The following is a 16,178-nucleotide window of genomic DNA, read 5'->3' as shown; positions in this document are numbered from 1 at the left end:
TAATGTGTACACAGTTCAAAATGTCCGCATACCTCTATATTTATTTTACCATATTTATTTGTTTATTGCAATAGCTTTTGAAAACTTTTTTACCAAAAAATCAAAAAAAGTTACAAGCAAATAAGCTCTTTAGGGGCTTTTGTCATATTGATACAGCCGTTTTCTGTAACAACAACAAAATCTTCTATTCTCACACCAAACTTGCCCTCAAGATAAATACCTGGCTCTACTGTTACGATCGAATTTTCAGGCAATATATCTTCCCTGCTAGGCGAAGCATAAGGGCTTTCATGTATCTCAACTCCCACACCATGTCCGAGAGAATGGCCGAAATTATCTCCATAGCCTGCTTCAGTTATGATATCCCTTGCTATTTTGTCAAGTGCTTTTCCTGACATACCTGCCTTTACTGCATCAAGAGCTGAAAGCTGTGCAGTAAGAACAGTTTCGTATACAGACTTCATCTTGTCACTAGGTTTGCCTACGCATACAGTTCTAGTCATATCGCTGTGCCAGCCATCATAAGTTGCTCCGAAATCCATAAGCACGAACTCACCGCTCTCAACTTTTTTGTCAGATGGTACACCATGTGGAAGCGAAGTATTTGAGCCTGAAAGTGCAATAGTGTCAAAAGACAGAGCTTCAGCACCATTTTTAAGCATATAATAGTCAAGCTCCAACTGAATTTCTTTTTCAGTTTTGCCGACCTTGATAAAGTCAAGCATATGTGCAAAACCCTTTTCAGCGATACGCTGTGCTTTGATTATCTTATCTATCTGCTTTTGGGATTTAACTGTTCTGATCTCTCGTATTATTTCCGCAAGCTTTGTGTCTGCGATGACCTCAGCATTAAGCTTTTGCTGATATGCGATAAGCTCGGAAAGTGTGCAGGTATCGGCATTAACAGAAACTGTTTTTGCACCATGCTTTTCAATAAGGCTGTTTATCTGCTCATAGAGCTTGTCCTGCAAAATGACCTCGCAAGATGTGACAGTTTTCTTTGCCTTTTCAATATATCTGAAATCTATGATAAAATACGCTTTTTCTGGAAAAACCACTAGTGTTCCTGCACTTGATTTCATTGCGGTGAAATATCTTCTGTTCACATCGTCAGTGATAACAGCACAATCTGCCGCTTCTTTTACTCGTGAACAAAGTTTTTCAAGATCAGTCATTGTCTGCACCGCTTTCATTTTTCCATTTGTAATACAAAGCATCAACAGCCATGTAGTATGAATACTTTCCGAACCCGCTTATCTGACCCACGCATATAGGTGCGATAACAGAAGTGTGTCTGAATTCGTCACGGGAGTGTATATTGCTCAGATGTACCTCAACGACAGGAATCTTTATTGCAGCGATGGCGTCTCTGATAGCATAGCTATAGTGTGTATAAGCGCCTGCGTTAAGTATAACGCCGTCATAATTTTTTCTAGCAAGGTGAAACTTGTCGATTATTTCACCCTCATGATTTGACTGATAAACGTCGCAGTGAAACTCATATTTCATTGCATGCTCGATTATCTCGTTGTTTATGCTCTCGAATGTATCTGTACCGTAAACTCCGGGCTCACGCTCGCCCAGAAGATTAAGGTTAGGACCATGTATAACAAGTATTTTTTTCATATCAATACTCTCCTATCTTTATTTCACCGACAAATAATAATTCTTCATTGTCAGTGCGTCTTTGTCCTGAGTGCCTGCACTTTCACAGACGAATATAGGCGAAAGATCTTTCTTTGCGACTATCTCCATAAGCGGCTCATAGTCAGGTCCAAAGCCTTGATTATCGTCAAAAGTCAGGTGCTTTTTCTCGCCGCCTGGATTTGTAAACATTATCTTAGAAAAATGGCTGTGGAATATTTTAAGCCTGTCGTGACCGATAGCATTTTCCACTTCATCAAGCATTTTTTCATACTCTGCCTTACCTTTTATATAGCCGAACTCTCTTGCGTTGAGATGTCCGAAATCTATTGTCGGCAGGAACGTATCATCAAGCTTGCAAAGCTCCAGCACTTCTGTTAAGTTACCAAGCTGATTTACCTTACCCATAGTTTCAGGGCAAAAAACGATATGCTCAAAGCCCTGCTCAACGGCTGTTTTTCTAGCCCTTGTGAGAGTATCTTTAGCAAGTTCCAAAGCGTCCTCTCTGCTTATTTTCGCACAGCTTCCTGAATGGATAACTATTCTATCAGCACCCATTCTGCTTGCAGCGTCACAGGATTGCAGAATATAATTTATGCTGTTGTCACGCTTTTCAGCTTCAAGGCTTGAAAGCGAAATAAAATACGGCGCATGGAGCGAAAGCGTGATATTATGCTCTTTAGCCTTATCTTTCAAGGCAAAAGCTATTTTATCGGAGACCTTAACTCCCCTGCCACACTGATATTCATAGTGGTCAAGCCCCATTGCTTCGAGATATCCCGGAGCTTGAAGTGTTGTTTTATATTTAATGGAAAAAGCCTCGCTGTTTCCCGCAGGTCCAAATTTTGCCGACATTAGTATCATTCCTTTCTTTTTATGCTATTTGAGCTTTGGTAAAAACGGCTTTTCACAGGCTCTTTTAAATCGAAATGGCAAGCTCGTTTCAGGCTCTATTGGGAACACGAATATGGAGCGTATACCTTTAAAATTTGAGCCAAGCACGTCAGTGAATATCTGATCACCCACAGCCGCAACATTTTTCTTATTAAGCCCCAGCTTAGCTATAGCTTTGGTATATCCAAAGGTCAGCGGTTTTTTGCCTTCAGGTACAAAGTCAAGCTCCAACTGCTCTGCAAAAGGCTTTACCCTTGGAGCATGATTGTTTGAAACGATCATAAGCTTTATCCCTGCCGCTTTCATCTTAGCAAGCCAATCAAGACTCGACTGCGGAGGAACGGGATTGTTATGTGTTGTCAGCGTATTATCAAGATCGAGGAGCAGCCCCTTGATATGCTTTTTAGCAAGAAAATCGGGGGTTATCTCTCCTACCTTGTCAAAAACATAAGTTGGTTTGAACATAAAAAAACTCCTGTAGTATAAAATAAAAAGCGGACATAAAAATGCCCGCCTTTAATTACATATTAGTATTTACGCTTACGAGCAGCTTCGGACTTCTTCTTACGCTTTACCGAAGGCTTTTCGTAGTGTTCTCTTTTACGAACCTCTGCGATAACGCCGTCTCTTGCACATGATCTCTTGAAACGCTTAAGTGCTGTATCCAAAGTTTCGTTCTTTCCAACACGGATTTCTGCCAAAATTATTCCCTCCCTTTGCCACCTGTGACAGAGGCAATTCTATCGGAATTTCCGAAAATCAACGGTGATAGTGAAGGTGTCTGCAAAAGCAAACTGAAACGCTTTACGTTCCCCCAGTCCTACTCTTTCGGACCGCTCTGTCTTTAATCTGCGGAATTTATAAAACCGATATAATTACAAATTTAATTATACTATATTTCCACCAAAAAGTCAATAGCTTTCTGGCTCTTTTTTTGATTTTTCTGAGGAAATTTTCGCTTACTTTACAACCAGATTTACAAGCTTGTTAGGAACATAGATTTCCTTGACTATATTTTTGCCTTCCGTTGCCTTGACGATAGCTTCGTCAGCCTTAGCGAGTGCGATAACGTCGTCCTTAGCTGCGTCTGTAGGTATAGTGAGCTTAGATTTTACCTTGCCGTTTATCTGACAAACGATCTCGATAGTATGGTCCTTGCAGAGTGCTTCATCATATGTTACCCACTCCTGCTCGTCAAGAACTCCCTCGCAACCGATCATCTGATAAAGTTCTTCTGTAACATGAGGTGCAAAAGGATTGAGTATGATAAGAAGATCTCTGAACTCTTTCTTTGTGATAGAGCCAACGTTATATATCTCATTAAGAAGCGTCATCATTGCGGCAATAGCAGTATTGAACTTCATTGACTCGATATCATCGGATACCTTCTTGATAGTCTTGTGCATGAGCGATCTCAGCTTGTCGCTGTACTCGTCGCTGTCAACTACCTTATCCTGCAAAGCCCAAATTCTGTCCACAAATCTCTTACAGCCCTTAACACTGCTCTCGCTCCATGGAGCTGCCTTTTCATAGTCACCCATGAACAGAACATAAAGTCTGAGAACATCTGCACCGTATTCGTCAACAACATCGTTAGGGTCAACAACGTTTCCTCTTGACTTACTCATCTTCTCACCGTCAGGTCCAAGGATAAGACCCTGAGCTGTTCTTTTTGCATAAGGCTCTGAAGTTGGTACAAGACCGAGATCGTAAAGGAACTTGTGCCAGAAACGTGAATAGATCATATGACGTGTAACGTGCTCCATACCACCGTTATACCAATCAACAGGCATCCAATATTTCAGTGCTTCCTGTGAAGCAAACTCATCATTGTTGTTAGGATCGCAATAACGCAGGAAGTACCATGAAGAACCAGCCCACTGTGGCATTGTATCTGTTTCTCTCTTTGCGTCACAGCCACACTTAGGACATTTGCAGTGTACGAAAGAGTCTATCTTAGCCAGAGGACTTTCGCCGTCTGTACCAGGCTCAAAGTTCTCTACCGGTGGCAATTTAAGTGGAAGCTCATCATATGGCACAGCGACCATTCCGCAGTGAGGGCAATGTACTATCGGGATAGGCTCGCCCCAATATCTCTGACGATTGAAAGCCCAGTCTTTCATCTTATACTGAACGCCCTTTTCACCGCAGCCCATTTTTTCAAGAACAGTAAGCATCTTTTCAATAGCTTCTTTTTTGTTTGTTATGCCGTTAAGCTCACCTGAGTTGACCATTTCGCCGTCGCCTGTGTAGGCTTCCTTAGAAATGTCGCCACCCTTGATGACTTCGATTATGTCAATGCCGAACTTCTTTGCAAAATCATAGTCCCTTGTATCGTGAGCAGGCACAGCCATGATAGCGCCTGTGCCGTATCCCATCATAACATAATCTGAGATGTAGATAGGTATCTCTTTGCCTGTGATAGGATTGATAGCTGTCAGACCGTCTATCTTAACGCCTGTTTTATCCTTAACGAGCTGAGTTCTCTCAAATTCGCTCTTCTTTGCACACTCTGTCTTATAAGCGTCAAGGTCAGCAATGTTTGCAATACTATTTCTGTATTTCTGGATGATAGGATGTTCAGGAGCGATTACCATGAATGTAACGCCGTAAAGTGTGTCAGGACGTGTAGTGTAGATCTTGAGCTGCTCATCCTGCTCTTTGATCTTGAAGTTTACAAATGCACCTGTTGATTTTCCTATCCAATTCTGCTGCTGGAGTTTGATGTTAGGCAGATAATCAACTTCTTCAAGTCCCTGAAGAAGCTTGTCAGCATATTCTGTGATCCTCAGATACCATACTTCTTTAGTTTTCTGAACTATCTCGCTGTGGCAAACATCGCAGTGACCGCCCTGTGAGTCCTCATTTGAAAGAACGACCTTACAGCTTGGGCAATAATTTACGAGGGTCTTATCTCTGAATACAAGACCATTCTCAAACATTTTAAGGAATATCCACTGTGTCCACTTATAGTAGTTTTCATCGGTCGTATCAATAACTCTTGACCAATCGAATGAAAAACCTACTCTTTTGAGCTGCCCCGTGAACTTCTTGATATTGTCGTCTGTTACCTTTCTTGGGTGAACACCTGTTTTGATAGCTGTGTTCTCTGTAGGCAGACCGTAAGCGTCAAAGCCTATAGGAAAAAGAACATTATAGCCCTGCAAACGTCTTTTACGGCTTACAACTTCTAGACCAGAATATGCCTTGATATGTCCAACGTGCATACCGTGACCTGACGGATAAGGAAACTCTACAAGTCCGTAAAATTTCTTTTTCGAAAAGTCATTGCTTGCCTCAAAGGTCTTATGCTCGTCCCAGTATTTCTGCCATTTGCTTTCTATGGCCGAAAAATTGTATTCTTTCATCTTTATCAATCCTTTGTTAAATTATAATTGTCAAAATTAATCCTGTGGCTCGTCTGGTAAGAACTGCTTTACGTCGATATCCTTGCCGTCAGACCATAGTCTTTCAAGATTGTAATGATCTCTTGTTTCCTTATAGAAAACATGAACTATGATATCACCGTAATCAAGTACGACCCAAGTTGCACCCTGATAGCCCTCTGTTCTGTTAGGTTCAATGCCAAGCTGGCTCATTTTGAACTCAACTTCCTCCGCAAGAGCCTTTGTCTGAGTGCTTGAAGTACCATTTGCTATAACAAAATAATCCGCAACTATAGTCAGATCACCGATCTCTATTACCCTGATGTCCTCTGCTCTTTTTGAATCAAGAGCTTTAACAATAGTTGACAGCTTTTCATTCTGTGAAATATTATCCATAAAAATCTCCTTTATTTTGAATTATCGGCAAAATCATTATATGCTTCAAGTGTGGAAACAGGGATAGTATTACCCTTTTCCACTGAGTCTTTTATTGAGAATTTCAAAGCCTCAAACATTGCTTTCTCCAAGCTTTGTTCGGCATACTTTCTCATTTTCTTTACGTCTTTATAATCCCTGTCCGCAGAAATAAGGTCTGCAAGATATACTATCTGGCTAAGCTTGGGCATATTGCCACAGGCAACTGTATGATAGCGTATAGCTGAGATTATCTCAGGATCATGAATATCAAAAAGCGTCTGCACAAGCTCTGCCCCTGCAATACCGTGAAACAGCGGAACAGCCTTTTTCTCTATATCGCACACATCAAGTGAAGATTTAGAAACTATAGCCGCAAGCTCCAATGCTGGTATCTCTTTTGCAACATCATGCAAAAGTCCTGCAACATAAGCCTTGTCTGCGTCAGCACCATATCTTTTTGCAAGCTCCACAGCGGAATTTGCCACGTTCATAGAGTGTGTATATCTCTTTTTTGATAAATGTTCTTTTAGGTATGCTTTATAAATGCCTATTGTTTTTTTATCTGCCACTTAGAAAACCTCGGTTATACAAATTTTTGTCCACTATATATTGTACAACATTTTCACTCAAATAGCAAGAGCAATCAACATTTTTTTTGAGCATTTGACGTATCTCAGTTGAAGACACCTCAAATGGTTCGGTTTTTACTATGATTATCTCTCCACCCTCGGCTTTGAGCTGTTTGGCTTTCACCTCTATGTGGTCAATGTCCTCATGCGAGCGTGCAACGCAGATAAGTGCCGAAAGTGATAATATCTCCTTATACTGGTACCATTTTTCAAATGAAAGCAACATATCGCTGCCCATTATAAAAAACAGCTTATCATGTGGATATATCTCTTTTAGATGTCTGAGTGTTATCACTGAATAGCTTTTGCCCTCTTGCTTAAGTTCCAAATCGGATATTTCCACACATGGGATATCTGCAAAAGCAAGTCTGCACATATTCAACCTATCCTCAGAGGAAGCTAAGTCCTCCGCTTGCTTATGTGGGGGTATTCTGTCAGGCATGACGATCATCTTGTCAAGACCCGCCTGCTCGGCTACGCTTTTAAGACAATTTAAATGCCCTAAGTGAACAGGATTGAACGTGCCGCCGAAAACACCTATTTTCATTACTTTGACTTTAATTTTATAACAGGCTGCTTCTCATTGCGTTTATAAAGTACCGCCTTTGAGCCTATTACCTGAACGACTTCAGCAGATATCTTTTCAGCGATCTCCTCTGCGGCTTCCCTTGCGGTGTACATTGAGTTGTCAAGCACCTTTATTTTTACAAGCTCGTGAACTCTCAGATAATCGTCTATCTGTGCCACCTGAGCGTCATTAACTCCGCCCTTGCCTATCTGAAAAGCAGGCTGTATAAGCGAAGCCATACCTTTAAGTTCTGCTCTTTGTTTAGTTGTAATCATAATCTAAATCCTTTCAGTTTACTGCTTTGTGAGCTGTTCAAGCAAAGCTTTCAGTGCGTTTGCTCTATGGGAAACGGTATTCTTTGTTTCTGAGTCCACCTGAGCAAAGCTCTTGTTCCCATACATGAAAATAGGGTCATAGCCGAAGCCGTTTTCGCCAACAGGCTCGTGAGCTATCTTACCAAATACTTTTCCCTCAACGGCTATCTCTTCACCGTCTGCTTTGATAAAGTGTATTGTACAGGTAAAGTGTGCTCCCCTTTTATCATCAGGTATTTCTTTCATTTTTTTAAGCACAAGAGCGGTACGCTCATCATCAGTTTCGAGTCCGCCATATCTTGCTGAATATACTCCAGGCTCACCATCCAGGGCGTCTATCTCAAGACCGCTGTCGTCTGCAAGTACAGCACAGCCGCAAAGCTTGAATGCAGCTCTTGCTTTTAGTGCAGAGTTTTCAGCAAAAGTAGTGCCTGTTTCTTCAACATCAAGTATCAGACCTGCCTCTGATTGCGAGAACACCTCATAACCAAGTGGCTCAAGAATCTGTTTATATTCTCTTATCTTGCCTTTATTGTTGCTTGCAATAACAAGTTTCATTTTTTCTCCTTTAGCTGTGTATATAAGTTACCTTATTTTTCTTTAATTTTTCACGGCATTTGTTTGCCTTATCTTTGAAAACTGTACCGATACATTCTTCGTTGAAAACAACTTTCATTCCACATTCAATAGCACCTATTGCAGTGTTGATAACGGAGATACCACCATCAACACCTACAAATTCTATCTCTTTCACATTCCTTGCTCTCATAAAATCTTCAAGAGCAACGTTTGAAAAAGCATCGGGCTTGCTTTTGGAATAAATATTTTTGGATACAACTTTCAGCTTTGCTGGAAAGCTAGCCGCAGGTGTTCCTTCTTTGGGCATTCCTCCACCCAAAAGTCCCTTTTTGTAGCTGACGATATAAAAGACCTCCTCAGCTTTATAAGCAGAGATACGCTTGTTTATGGCGTCGATAAGTGATTCGGCATCATATGAGTATGTGGTTTTATCTCTGCCCCTTCCTACATACATTTCCTGCATATCAACTACAAACAAAACCTTATCCATAAAAAATTCCCCCTGATTTTATACTTTTAAGTGTCTAATCCAATATTCTATTATTCAAACAGTGCTTCAACAAAATCTCTTGCTGAAAACGGCTGTATGTCGTCTATTTTTTCGCCTACTGTAACAAGCTTTACAGGCACTTGCAGATCATCGGTTATGCTGATAATTATTCCACCCTTGGCTGTGCCGTCAAGCTTGGTAAGAATAATACCCGTTATATCAGCTACTTCATTGAACTGTCTTGCCTGATTAACTGCGTTCTGTCCCGTTGTAGCGTCAAGCGCAAGCAGGACTTCGAGAGCGCAGCCCTCTGCCTGCTGGTGAACTATACGGGATATCTTTTTCAGCTCGTCCATAAGGTTTTTCTTATTGTGAAGACGTCCTGCGGTATCGCATATAACAACGTCAGCCTGTCTAGCCTTAGCCGCCACCAGTGCGTCAAATACCACGGAAGCAGGGTCTGAACCTTCGTTGTGCTTGATTATGTCTACCCCTGCACGCTCTGTCCACACTTCGAGCTGGTCAATAGCAGCCGCTCTGAAAGTATCAGCCGCCGCAACGATAACCTTTTTGCCTTGTTTATGAAGCTGATAAGCAAGCTTGCCGATAGTTGTTGTTTTGCCAACACCGTTTACACCGATAACCAGTATAACTGACGGTGTTGTTGACATATCGAGCTTCTGATCCTCACCGAGCATTTCTGTGATTATCTCTTTAAGCATATCCTTGATTTTTTCAGGCTCTTTAACGCCCTCCTGCTTGACTTTCTGTCTGAGCTTATCGCATATCTTTTCAGAAGTTGTAACACCGATATCGCAGAGGATAAGCGTTTCTTCAAGCTCCTCAAAAAGATCTTCATCTATTTTGCTGAATGAATGGAGCAGACTTTCTATTCTGCCCATCATTGAGTCTTTAGTCTTTTTAAGACCATTTTTCAGCTTTTCAAAAAATCCCATTTCTTCACTCCTATTCTAATTTCATTTGACGTGTTTCCGAAACGTCCATTTTAAGAAGCTTGGAAACACCCTTTTCTTGCATCGTTACGCCATACAGAACGTCAGCTTCTTCCATTGTTCCACGTCTGTGAGTAATGGTGATAAACTGTGTTTTATCTGTAAGGTGGTGCAGATATTGTGCATATTTACTTACGTTCACATCATCAAGCGCCGCTTCTATCTCATCGAGAAGACAGAAAGGTGATGGCGAAATTTTCAGTATCGCAAAATAAATTGCGATAGCCACCAGAGCCTGCTCTCCGCCTGAAAGGGACATAAGGTTTGTTATGACCTTGCCTGGCGGCTGAACGTTTATCTCAATACCACATTCAAGTACATTGTTTGGGTCTGTGAGAATAAGCTCGCACTGACCACCACCGAAAAGCTCGGTGAAAATTTTCTTGAAGTTCGCATTTATGCGCTCAAAGCTGTCGGTGAACATATTCTTCATATTTTCTGTCAGATCCTCGATAAGTTTTTCAAGTTCTGTTTTTGACGTATTTACGTCATTAAGCTGACCTGTGAGAAATTCGTGTCGCTGTGACACTTCTGCATATTCCTCTATAGCTCCAAGGTTTACGCTTCCAAGATTTCTTATCTTTCCACGAAGTTCGTTGAGTCGCCTATTAGCTACCGTTATATCCACAATATCCTCGACTATCTCTGCAGCGTCGCTTCTTGTAAGCTCATAATCGTCCCAAAGCTGTGCCACAAGCTTATCAAAGCCTGCAGTAACAGATTTTTTCTGTTCCTCAGCTCTTGTAAGCTGACCTGAAAGTGTTTCCTTCTCGTCCATTTTGTGCTTCTGCTTGGTGCGAAGTTTGTTTGCTGCATTGTCAAGCTCAATATGCTCACGCTGAGCCTGCTCCGCCATTTTCTGTGCGGCGGCTATCTTTTCGTCAGCACCGCTGAGTTCCTGTTTGGTCTGAAAAATAAGCTCTTTCTTCTCGGCTATTTTCTTTTCACACTCGGAGATATTATCGTTCAACTTGCCGCTGTCAGTATCACTGTCGCCGATAGTTTCTTCAAGCTGTGATATTGAAAGCTTGCAGGCATCAAGGTCTTTGGATAACTCTGCCGCCATTATCTTCATTTGCGAAAGCTCTTCACTGAGCTGTTCACGCTTATTTTTAAGTTCTGCCTGCTCGTTCTGAGAGTTGGCAAGCTTGGCTTCATTATCTGATATCTCAGCTTCGATCTCTGAAAGTTCTGTCTGAGCCTTGTCGATATCTCCGCTTACTATCTTGTATTTATTTTTCAACGTTTCGATAAATGTTTCTATCTCATCAAGCTTGTTTTCATAGTCAGAATAATACTCTGAAACACGCTTTATTTCCATTTCAAAACGGAGGATATCGCTGTTTACCTGTGAAAGCTTTTCCCTTAGTCCCTCGGTATCAGCAGTGTATTTTGAAACCTCTTGATTTAGCTTCTCAACCTGCTGTTTAAGCTCTGTAAAGGAGTTTTCAAGTGCTGTTTTCTTTTTAGCAAGTGCTTCCGCTTCATTTTTTCTTGTAAGCAGACCTGTCTGTTTGGAAACGCTTCCTCCTGTGAATGAGCCGCCCGCGTTTATCACCTGTCCGTCCAGGGTAACGATGCGGAATTTATAGCCGTATTTCTTTGCGATAAGGGTTGCACTATCGATATCCTCTGCTATACATATCCTGCCTAAAAGGCTGTTGATTACGCCCTCAAACTGGCTGTCATACTTAACAAGCTCACAGCCTAGAGCCACAAAGCCGTCCTCATTTTCAAGTTGCGGCATATTTAGTCTGTTTCCTCGAACTGATGTAACAGGCAGAAATGTTGCACGGCCTGCTCTGTTCTCTTTCAGAAGCCTGATACCTCTCTTAGCAGAGTCCTCATTGTTTACGACAATGTTCTGAAGTGCCCCACCCAACGCAGTTTCAATGGCTACAGAGTATTTTGTTTCAACAGATATAAGCTGAGAAACAGTACCGCAAATGCCGCTTATCCTACCCTGCTGTGAGGCTTTCATTATGTGCTTTACGCTGAACTGAAAGCCCTCCATGGAGTTTTCAAGGTCGGCTATAGTCTTTATCCTGTTCTCAACGTCACGGAGTTGTATTTCCGTATCTGTGAGATTTTTGCGACATTCTGAAAGCTTTGTGTTTCTAGTTTCAAGAAGCTTTGCAAGTCCGCCCATGCGGTTTGTAAGCTCCTGCTTGTTTTCGTCAGCTTTGCTTTTTGATTCACGCAGTTCCTTTAATTCCTTTGAAGAAAGTTTTGAATGTTCTTCAAGCTGTTTTTTTCTTTCAAGAGAATTTTCGATCTGCTCATCAATATCCGAAAGGTTGTTTTTAGCATTTTCAAGTCTGAATGAAACTTCCGACTTTTTCATGTAAAGCTCATTTATAAAGCTTCCAGCTTCACTTACCGACTTGTCAGATAATGCAGTTTTATCAATAAGCTCAGAAAGCTCTTTTTCCTTACAATCTACAGCTTCCTGCTGTTTTGCTTTTTTCTCGTCGAGTTCTTCAAGCTCCTGTCTGCGTGTTTTCAGCTCAGCCTCAAGATAGTATTTTGATGAGTTGGACTCACTTATCTGCTCTTTAAGCTTCAAAATATTATCTTCAAGGTGAGAAATATCATTCTCATATACTGCGATCTTTGACAGTGCCTGAGAGTTTTCAAGCTCCACCTGATGTATCTGATTTTTGTAGCTGTCAGCAAGCTCAGATTTTTCAGCGCTCTTTGCAAAGCTGTCATTTATATCATCTTCAATGCTTTCAAGCTCCTGCGTGATGACCTCGTACTCTTTTTTTACAGCAGAAAGCTTCTCCTCATAACCTGCTATTTGGCTCATATACTCGTTGAGTTTATGCACCCATACGGAGACTTCCAGCTTTCTCTTTTCTTCATCAAGGACTCTGAACTTCTCCGCCTTTTCAGCCTGCGCTTTAAGCGGACCTATTCGTCCTTCTATCTCTCCCATGATGTCATTGATACGAGAGAGATTATCCTCAGCCGCCGCAAGCTTTTTTTCGGCTTCTTTTTTCTTTGAACGGAATTTTGAAATGCCTGCCGCTTCTTCAAATATCTCACGGCGGTCATTGGATTTTCCGTTTACGATATCTGCTATCCTGCCCTGACCGATTATCGAATAACCGTCCCTGCCAAGACCGGTGTCCATAAACAGTTCCACGATATCCTTTAAATTTACTTCTTTACCGTTTATCATGTAAAAGCTGTCGCCATTGCGGTAAAGCTTTCGTGATACTGACACGGTGTCGCTGTCATATTCAAGTGCACCGTCCTCGTTGTCTATGGTGATAGTTACCTGAGCAAAAGGCGCTTTTGGTCTAGTTTGAGTGCCGTGAAAAATAACGCCTGCCATTTTTTCACCTCTCAGGGCTTTGGAAGATTGCTCGCCCATTACCCAGCGCATAGCGTCACCGATATTACTCTTGCCTGAGCCGTTAGGACCGACAACTGCGGTGATACCCTTATTGAATTTCAGCTCTATTTTATCTGGAAAAGACTTAAAGCCCTGCAATTCAAGTGATTTAAGATACATTATTTTTCACCACCCCTCATTATGATTTCGTTTATCTTTATTTTATCGCTGCCCTCGTGACCTACAATTTTTATATTGACACCAAGATCTTTGAAATATTCTATATTAGCTTTTTTCTGACCTATTGCCTTGCTTATCTGCCTTTTTGGTACAGATATCACAACGGAAGCTATATCGCTTATATTGCCATGCTTTTCAAGCTCCTCTGCTATAAGCCTGCGGTAATTTCTGCCTTCGCAAAGTTCACGGAATGCAGGGTGATAAAATCCGCCCAACATTTGCTCCTCCACGACCTCGCTTGCGTGCAGACCAAGCTTTATAACATCTATACCAAGTTTATCGGCTTCTGTGAGAAGATAAGAACAGATTTTCACTACCTCGTCAAAGTCCATAGGCTTATATTCGCCACTTTTGTAAAGCTCTCCGAGCCTTGTACCATTAAGGATAACAACGGGATAAATACGTACTGTTTTAGGAGACAGCGCCGCTATCTTCGACCAAGTTTCCAGCTCAGTTTCACGGTTGCTTTTATAAAGTCCTATCATCATTTGCAGACCAAGGTCAAAGCAACCATAGCTTTTTATAAGCTTTGCAGCGTTTTCGACGTCCTGAACAGTATGTCCACGCTCGTTGGCTTCAAGAACAACATCTGACATAGACTGTGCGCCAAGCTCGATAGCCGTAACGTGATTATCTCTGAGAATGTCAAGTATCTCAGTGCTGATATAGTCAGGTCTAGTGGATATCCTGATACCCTTGAATTTGTCGTTGCCTATAAACTCCTGCGCTGCACCAAGAAGTTCGAGCATATATTCTCTCGGCACTGCTGTAAAGCTACCACCGAAAAAGGCTATCTCCGTCTGTGAAACGTCCTTGACTTCGTTCATTGCCTGTGTGCAGATACGCTTAACATCATCAGCGTGCGGTATCTTCTCTGTACCAGTTATGGTGCGCTGATTGCAGAACGCACACATATGCGGACAGCCTATATGCGGCACGAAGACAGATATATTACTGTGCCCCATAGCCCATTAGTTCCAATGCTTCTTTAGCCGCCAACTGTTCAGCGGTCTTTTTCGATCTGCCTGTACCCTCGCCGATAACATTCGTATTCAAAAGTACCTGAACAGTAAATTTCTTATTGTGGTCAGGACCTGATTCGCCTTTAAGGTGATATTCTATTCTCTCCTCAGGATTTTTCTGGATTATCTCCTGAAGAATAGTCTTGTAATCATGGAAAACAACTCCATCAGGCGTGATATTTTCAGGTATGAATGAAAGTATATATTTTGAAACAGGCTCAATGCCGCCGTCAAGATAAATTGCAGCGATAACTGCTTCAAAAGCGTCTGAAATAATTGACGGTCTTTCTCTGCCACCTGTTATCTCCTCGCCTTTTCCGAGAAAGATATACTTACCAAGTTCTATTTTCTTTGAGAACTCATACAGTGCTTTTTCGCACACAAGTGAAGCTCTCATTTTTGTCAACTCGCCCTCAGGCATATGCTTGTAATGCTCGAAAATGTGATCTGACACAACTATAGAAAGCACTGAATCTCCAAGAAATTCAAGCCTTTCATTGCTGTTTCTTGCCTTCTTGTTTTCATTTGCAAATGATGAATGGGAAAGAGCTTCGTAAAGGAGCTTTTCGTCCTTGAATTGATAACCTATTCTTTCCTGAAACTCTTTAAGAGCCTTTTGCTCGTCCATTATAACATCTCCTGTTTGCTTTTCAACTGCTCGATAGCAGTTGTGATCTCGTCTATCACATTAGTTTCAGTAAATTGTTTTGCTTGTCTGATAGCGTTATAGAATGCTCTTGCATTTGATGAGCCATGTGCCTTAATAACAGGCTTTGCAGTACCAAGTAGAGGCGCTCCGCCATACTCAGAGTAATCTACCTTTTTCTTGAATTCTTTAACGTTCTTCATTACCATAAGAGCAGCGATCTTTGACTTTGTATCCTTAGTCAGAAGCGTTTTAAGCTCCCCTGAGAAGAATTTTGCCATGCCCTCGTAAAGCTTGAGCATAAGGTTTCCGCAGAAGCCGTCAGCCACGCATACGTCACAATCGCCCATAGGAAGCTGTCTTGCTTCGATATTTCCAACAAAGTTTACAGGTGCGTTTTTCAACTGCTTGTAAGTTTCAAGCTCCAGCTCTCTGCCCTTTGACTCCTCTGCACCAATATTTGCAAGACCTACTCTTGGTGACTCAACACCAAGTATCTTGTTCATATAAGCCGAACCCATTATTCCAAACTGAGTAAGCATTTCAGGGCGGCAGTCTGCGTTTGCACCGCTGTCAAGAAGCATCGTAGGCGTCGTTGCCGTAGGAAGTATTGTTGCAAGAGCTGGTCTTTTGATGCCCTTTATTCTCTTTACGATAAACGTTGCTCCAACGACAAGTGCGCCTGTTGAGCCAGCTGAAACGAAAGCGTCGCCCTCGCCGTCTGCAAGCATTTTCATGCCCACAGCCATTGAACAATCCTTCTTGCCCTTAATTACTTCTGTAGGCTCTTCACATATCTCGATAACAGTATCAGCGTGCTTGATATGTAAAGCTGTGATATCAAGTCCGTTTTCCTGTGCACATTTTTTTATTTTTTCTTCATCACCAACAAGAGTAACGTCAACACCGAAATCTTTCTGTGCGTCAATTGAACCTTTTATGACTTCGAGAGGTGCGTTATCTCCGCCAAAAGCGTCAATTACTATGTTCATAACA

17 protein-coding genes are annotated in these 16,178 nt (G+C 41.8%); all 17 read right to left on the bottom strand.

Annotation, left to right across the window (positions count from 1 at the left end; translation table 11 throughout):
• Nucleotides 1-110: 110 nt before the first annotated feature.
• The 17 genes from KQH97_RS01525 to plsX all read right to left on the bottom strand — a co-directional run bounded on the left by KQH97_RS01525 (nt 111) and on the right by plsX (nt 16,174).
• Entirely contained in the window at nt 111-1,175 is a 1,065-nt protein-coding gene (locus KQH97_RS01525) for an aminopeptidase P family protein (protein WP_216552302.1), read from the bottom strand.
• Nucleotides 1,168-1,626: a type II 3-dehydroquinate dehydratase gene (gene aroQ / locus KQH97_RS01520; protein ID WP_216552300.1), complete on the bottom strand. Its 459-nt coding sequence runs from the start codon at nt 1,624-1,626 to the stop codon at nt 1,168-1,170. The genes KQH97_RS01525 and aroQ overlap by 8 nt, the downstream gene beginning before the upstream one ends.
• A gap of 18 nt (nt 1,627-1,644) precedes the next feature.
• The gene (locus KQH97_RS01515) at nt 1,645-2,499 is read right to left on the bottom strand and encodes a TIM barrel protein (RefSeq protein WP_117958194.1); all 855 of its coding nucleotides are present in this window, start codon (nt 2,497-2,499) and stop codon (nt 1,645-1,647) included.
• A gap of 24 nt (nt 2,500-2,523) precedes the next feature.
• Complete coding sequence (locus KQH97_RS01510) at nt 2,524-3,003, bottom strand: YqeG family HAD IIIA-type phosphatase (protein ID WP_216552299.1); 480 nt, start codon at nt 3,001-3,003, stop codon at nt 2,524-2,526.
• A gap of 62 nt (nt 3,004-3,065) precedes the next feature.
• Entirely contained in the window at nt 3,066-3,239 is a 174-nt protein-coding gene (gene rpsU / locus KQH97_RS01505) for a 30S ribosomal protein S21 (protein WP_002847085.1), read from the bottom strand.
• A gap of 258 nt (nt 3,240-3,497) precedes the next feature.
• Nucleotides 3,498-5,906, bottom strand: a complete 2,409-nt coding sequence (gene leuS, locus KQH97_RS01500) for a leucine--tRNA ligase (RefSeq protein WP_216552298.1) — start codon at nt 5,904-5,906, stop codon at nt 3,498-3,500.
• Nucleotides 5,907-5,942: 36 nt separating this feature from the next.
• Nucleotides 5,943-6,320: a ribosome silencing factor gene (gene rsfS, locus KQH97_RS01495; protein ID WP_117863799.1), complete on the bottom strand. Its 378-nt coding sequence runs from the start codon at nt 6,318-6,320 to the stop codon at nt 5,943-5,945.
• A gap of 11 nt (nt 6,321-6,331) precedes the next feature.
• Nucleotides 6,332-6,910: a bis(5'-nucleosyl)-tetraphosphatase (symmetrical) YqeK gene (gene yqeK, locus KQH97_RS01490; RefSeq protein ID WP_046439317.1), complete on the bottom strand. Its 579-nt coding sequence runs from the start codon at nt 6,908-6,910 to the stop codon at nt 6,332-6,334.
• On the bottom strand, nt 6,900-7,517 hold the full coding sequence (gene nadD, locus KQH97_RS01485) for a nicotinate (nicotinamide) nucleotide adenylyltransferase (protein WP_216552297.1): 618 nt from the start codon (nt 7,515-7,517) through the stop codon (nt 6,900-6,902). The genes yqeK and nadD overlap by 11 nt, the downstream gene beginning before the upstream one ends.
• Entirely contained in the window at nt 7,517-7,813 is a 297-nt protein-coding gene (locus tag KQH97_RS01480) for a YhbY family RNA-binding protein (protein WP_022286880.1), read from the bottom strand. The genes nadD and KQH97_RS01480 overlap by 1 nt, the downstream gene beginning before the upstream one ends.
• Before the next feature lie 18 nt (nt 7,814-7,831).
• On the bottom strand, nt 7,832-8,410 hold the full coding sequence (rdgB, locus tag KQH97_RS01475) for an RdgB/HAM1 family non-canonical purine NTP pyrophosphatase (RefSeq protein WP_022286879.1): 579 nt from the start codon (nt 8,408-8,410) through the stop codon (nt 7,832-7,834).
• A gap of 10 nt (nt 8,411-8,420) precedes the next feature.
• Nucleotides 8,421-8,921 (bottom strand): isochorismatase family protein, encoded by a 501-nt coding sequence (locus tag KQH97_RS01470; RefSeq protein ID WP_117863797.1) that lies wholly within the window; start codon nt 8,919-8,921, stop codon nt 8,421-8,423.
• A 50-nt stretch (nt 8,922-8,971) separates the two neighbouring features.
• A complete protein-coding gene (gene ftsY, locus KQH97_RS01465; RefSeq protein WP_117939206.1) occupies nt 8,972-9,877 on the bottom strand; it encodes a signal recognition particle-docking protein FtsY in 906 nt (301 codons plus the stop codon).
• Nucleotides 9,878-9,887: 10 nt separating this feature from the next.
• On the bottom strand, nt 9,888-13,454 hold the full coding sequence (smc, locus tag KQH97_RS01460; protein WP_216552296.1) for a chromosome segregation protein SMC: 3,567 nt from the start codon (nt 13,452-13,454) through the stop codon (nt 9,888-9,890).
• A complete protein-coding gene (locus tag KQH97_RS01455) occupies nt 13,454-14,479 on the bottom strand; it encodes an elongator complex protein 3 (protein WP_216552295.1) in 1,026 nt (341 codons plus the stop codon). Before KQH97_RS01455 ends, smc begins: the two co-directional genes overlap by 1 nt.
• On the bottom strand, nt 14,466-15,164 hold the full coding sequence (gene rnc, locus KQH97_RS01450) for a ribonuclease III (RefSeq protein ID WP_216552293.1): 699 nt from the start codon (nt 15,162-15,164) through the stop codon (nt 14,466-14,468). The genes KQH97_RS01455 and rnc overlap by 14 nt, the downstream gene beginning before the upstream one ends.
• Nucleotides 15,164-16,174 carry a phosphate acyltransferase PlsX gene (plsX, locus tag KQH97_RS01445; RefSeq protein ID WP_022286873.1) on the bottom strand — a complete coding sequence of 337 codons (1,011 nt, stop codon included), beginning with the start codon at nt 16,172-16,174 and terminating at the stop codon, nt 15,164-15,166. The genes rnc and plsX overlap by 1 nt, the downstream gene beginning before the upstream one ends.
• Nucleotides 16,175-16,178 lie beyond the last annotated feature (4 nt).

Source organism: Ruminococcus sp. MSJ-25, from assembly GCF_018917825.1.
GTDB classification, from domain to species: domain Bacteria; phylum Bacillota; class Clostridia; order Oscillospirales; family Ruminococcaceae; genus Hominimerdicola; species Hominimerdicola aceti.
This window is presented reverse-complemented; position numbering and strand designations above follow the sequence as displayed.

What these genes read in the sequence shown, in the direction of transcription:
- KQH97_RS01525 (WP_216552302.1), bottom strand. Translation starts at nt 1,175, where the DNA reads ATGACTGATCTTGAAAAACTTTGTTCACGAGTAAAAGAAGCGGCAGAT.
- aroQ (WP_216552300.1), bottom strand. Translation starts at nt 1,626, where the DNA reads ATGAAAAAAATACTTGTTATACATGGTCCTAACCTTAATCTTCTGGGC.
- KQH97_RS01515 (WP_117958194.1), bottom strand. Translation starts at nt 2,499, where the DNA reads ATGTCGGCAAAATTTGGACCTGCGGGAAACAGCGAGGCTTTTTCCATT.
- KQH97_RS01510 (WP_216552299.1), bottom strand. Translation starts at nt 3,003, where the DNA reads ATGTTCAAACCAACTTATGTTTTTGACAAGGTAGGAGAGATAACCCCC.
- leuS (WP_216552298.1), bottom strand. Translation starts at nt 5,906, where the DNA reads ATGAAAGAATACAATTTTTCGGCCATAGAAAGCAAATGGCAGAAATAC.
- rsfS (WP_117863799.1), bottom strand. Translation starts at nt 6,320, where the DNA reads ATGGATAATATTTCACAGAATGAAAAGCTGTCAACTATTGTTAAAGCT.
- nadD (WP_216552297.1), bottom strand. Translation starts at nt 7,517, where the DNA reads ATGAAAATAGGTGTTTTCGGCGGCACGTTCAATCCTGTTCACTTAGGG.
- KQH97_RS01480 (WP_022286880.1), bottom strand. Translation starts at nt 7,813, where the DNA reads ATGATTACAACTAAACAAAGAGCAGAACTTAAAGGTATGGCTTCGCTT.
- rdgB (WP_022286879.1), bottom strand. Translation starts at nt 8,410, where the DNA reads ATGAAACTTGTTATTGCAAGCAACAATAAAGGCAAGATAAGAGAATAT.
- KQH97_RS01470 (WP_117863797.1), bottom strand. Translation starts at nt 8,921, where the DNA reads ATGGATAAGGTTTTGTTTGTAGTTGATATGCAGGAAATGTATGTAGGA.
- ftsY (WP_117939206.1), bottom strand. Translation starts at nt 9,877, where the DNA reads ATGGGATTTTTTGAAAAGCTGAAAAATGGTCTTAAAAAGACTAAAGAC.
- smc (WP_216552296.1), bottom strand. Translation starts at nt 13,454, where the DNA reads ATGTATCTTAAATCACTTGAATTGCAGGGCTTTAAGTCTTTTCCAGAT.
- KQH97_RS01455 (WP_216552295.1), bottom strand. Translation starts at nt 14,479, where the DNA reads ATGGGGCACAGTAATATATCTGTCTTCGTGCCGCATATAGGCTGTCCG.
- rnc (WP_216552293.1), bottom strand. Translation starts at nt 15,164, where the DNA reads ATGGACGAGCAAAAGGCTCTTAAAGAGTTTCAGGAAAGAATAGGTTAT.
- plsX (WP_022286873.1), bottom strand. Translation starts at nt 16,174, where the DNA reads ATGAACATAGTAATTGACGCTTTTGGCGGAGATAACGCACCTCTCGAA.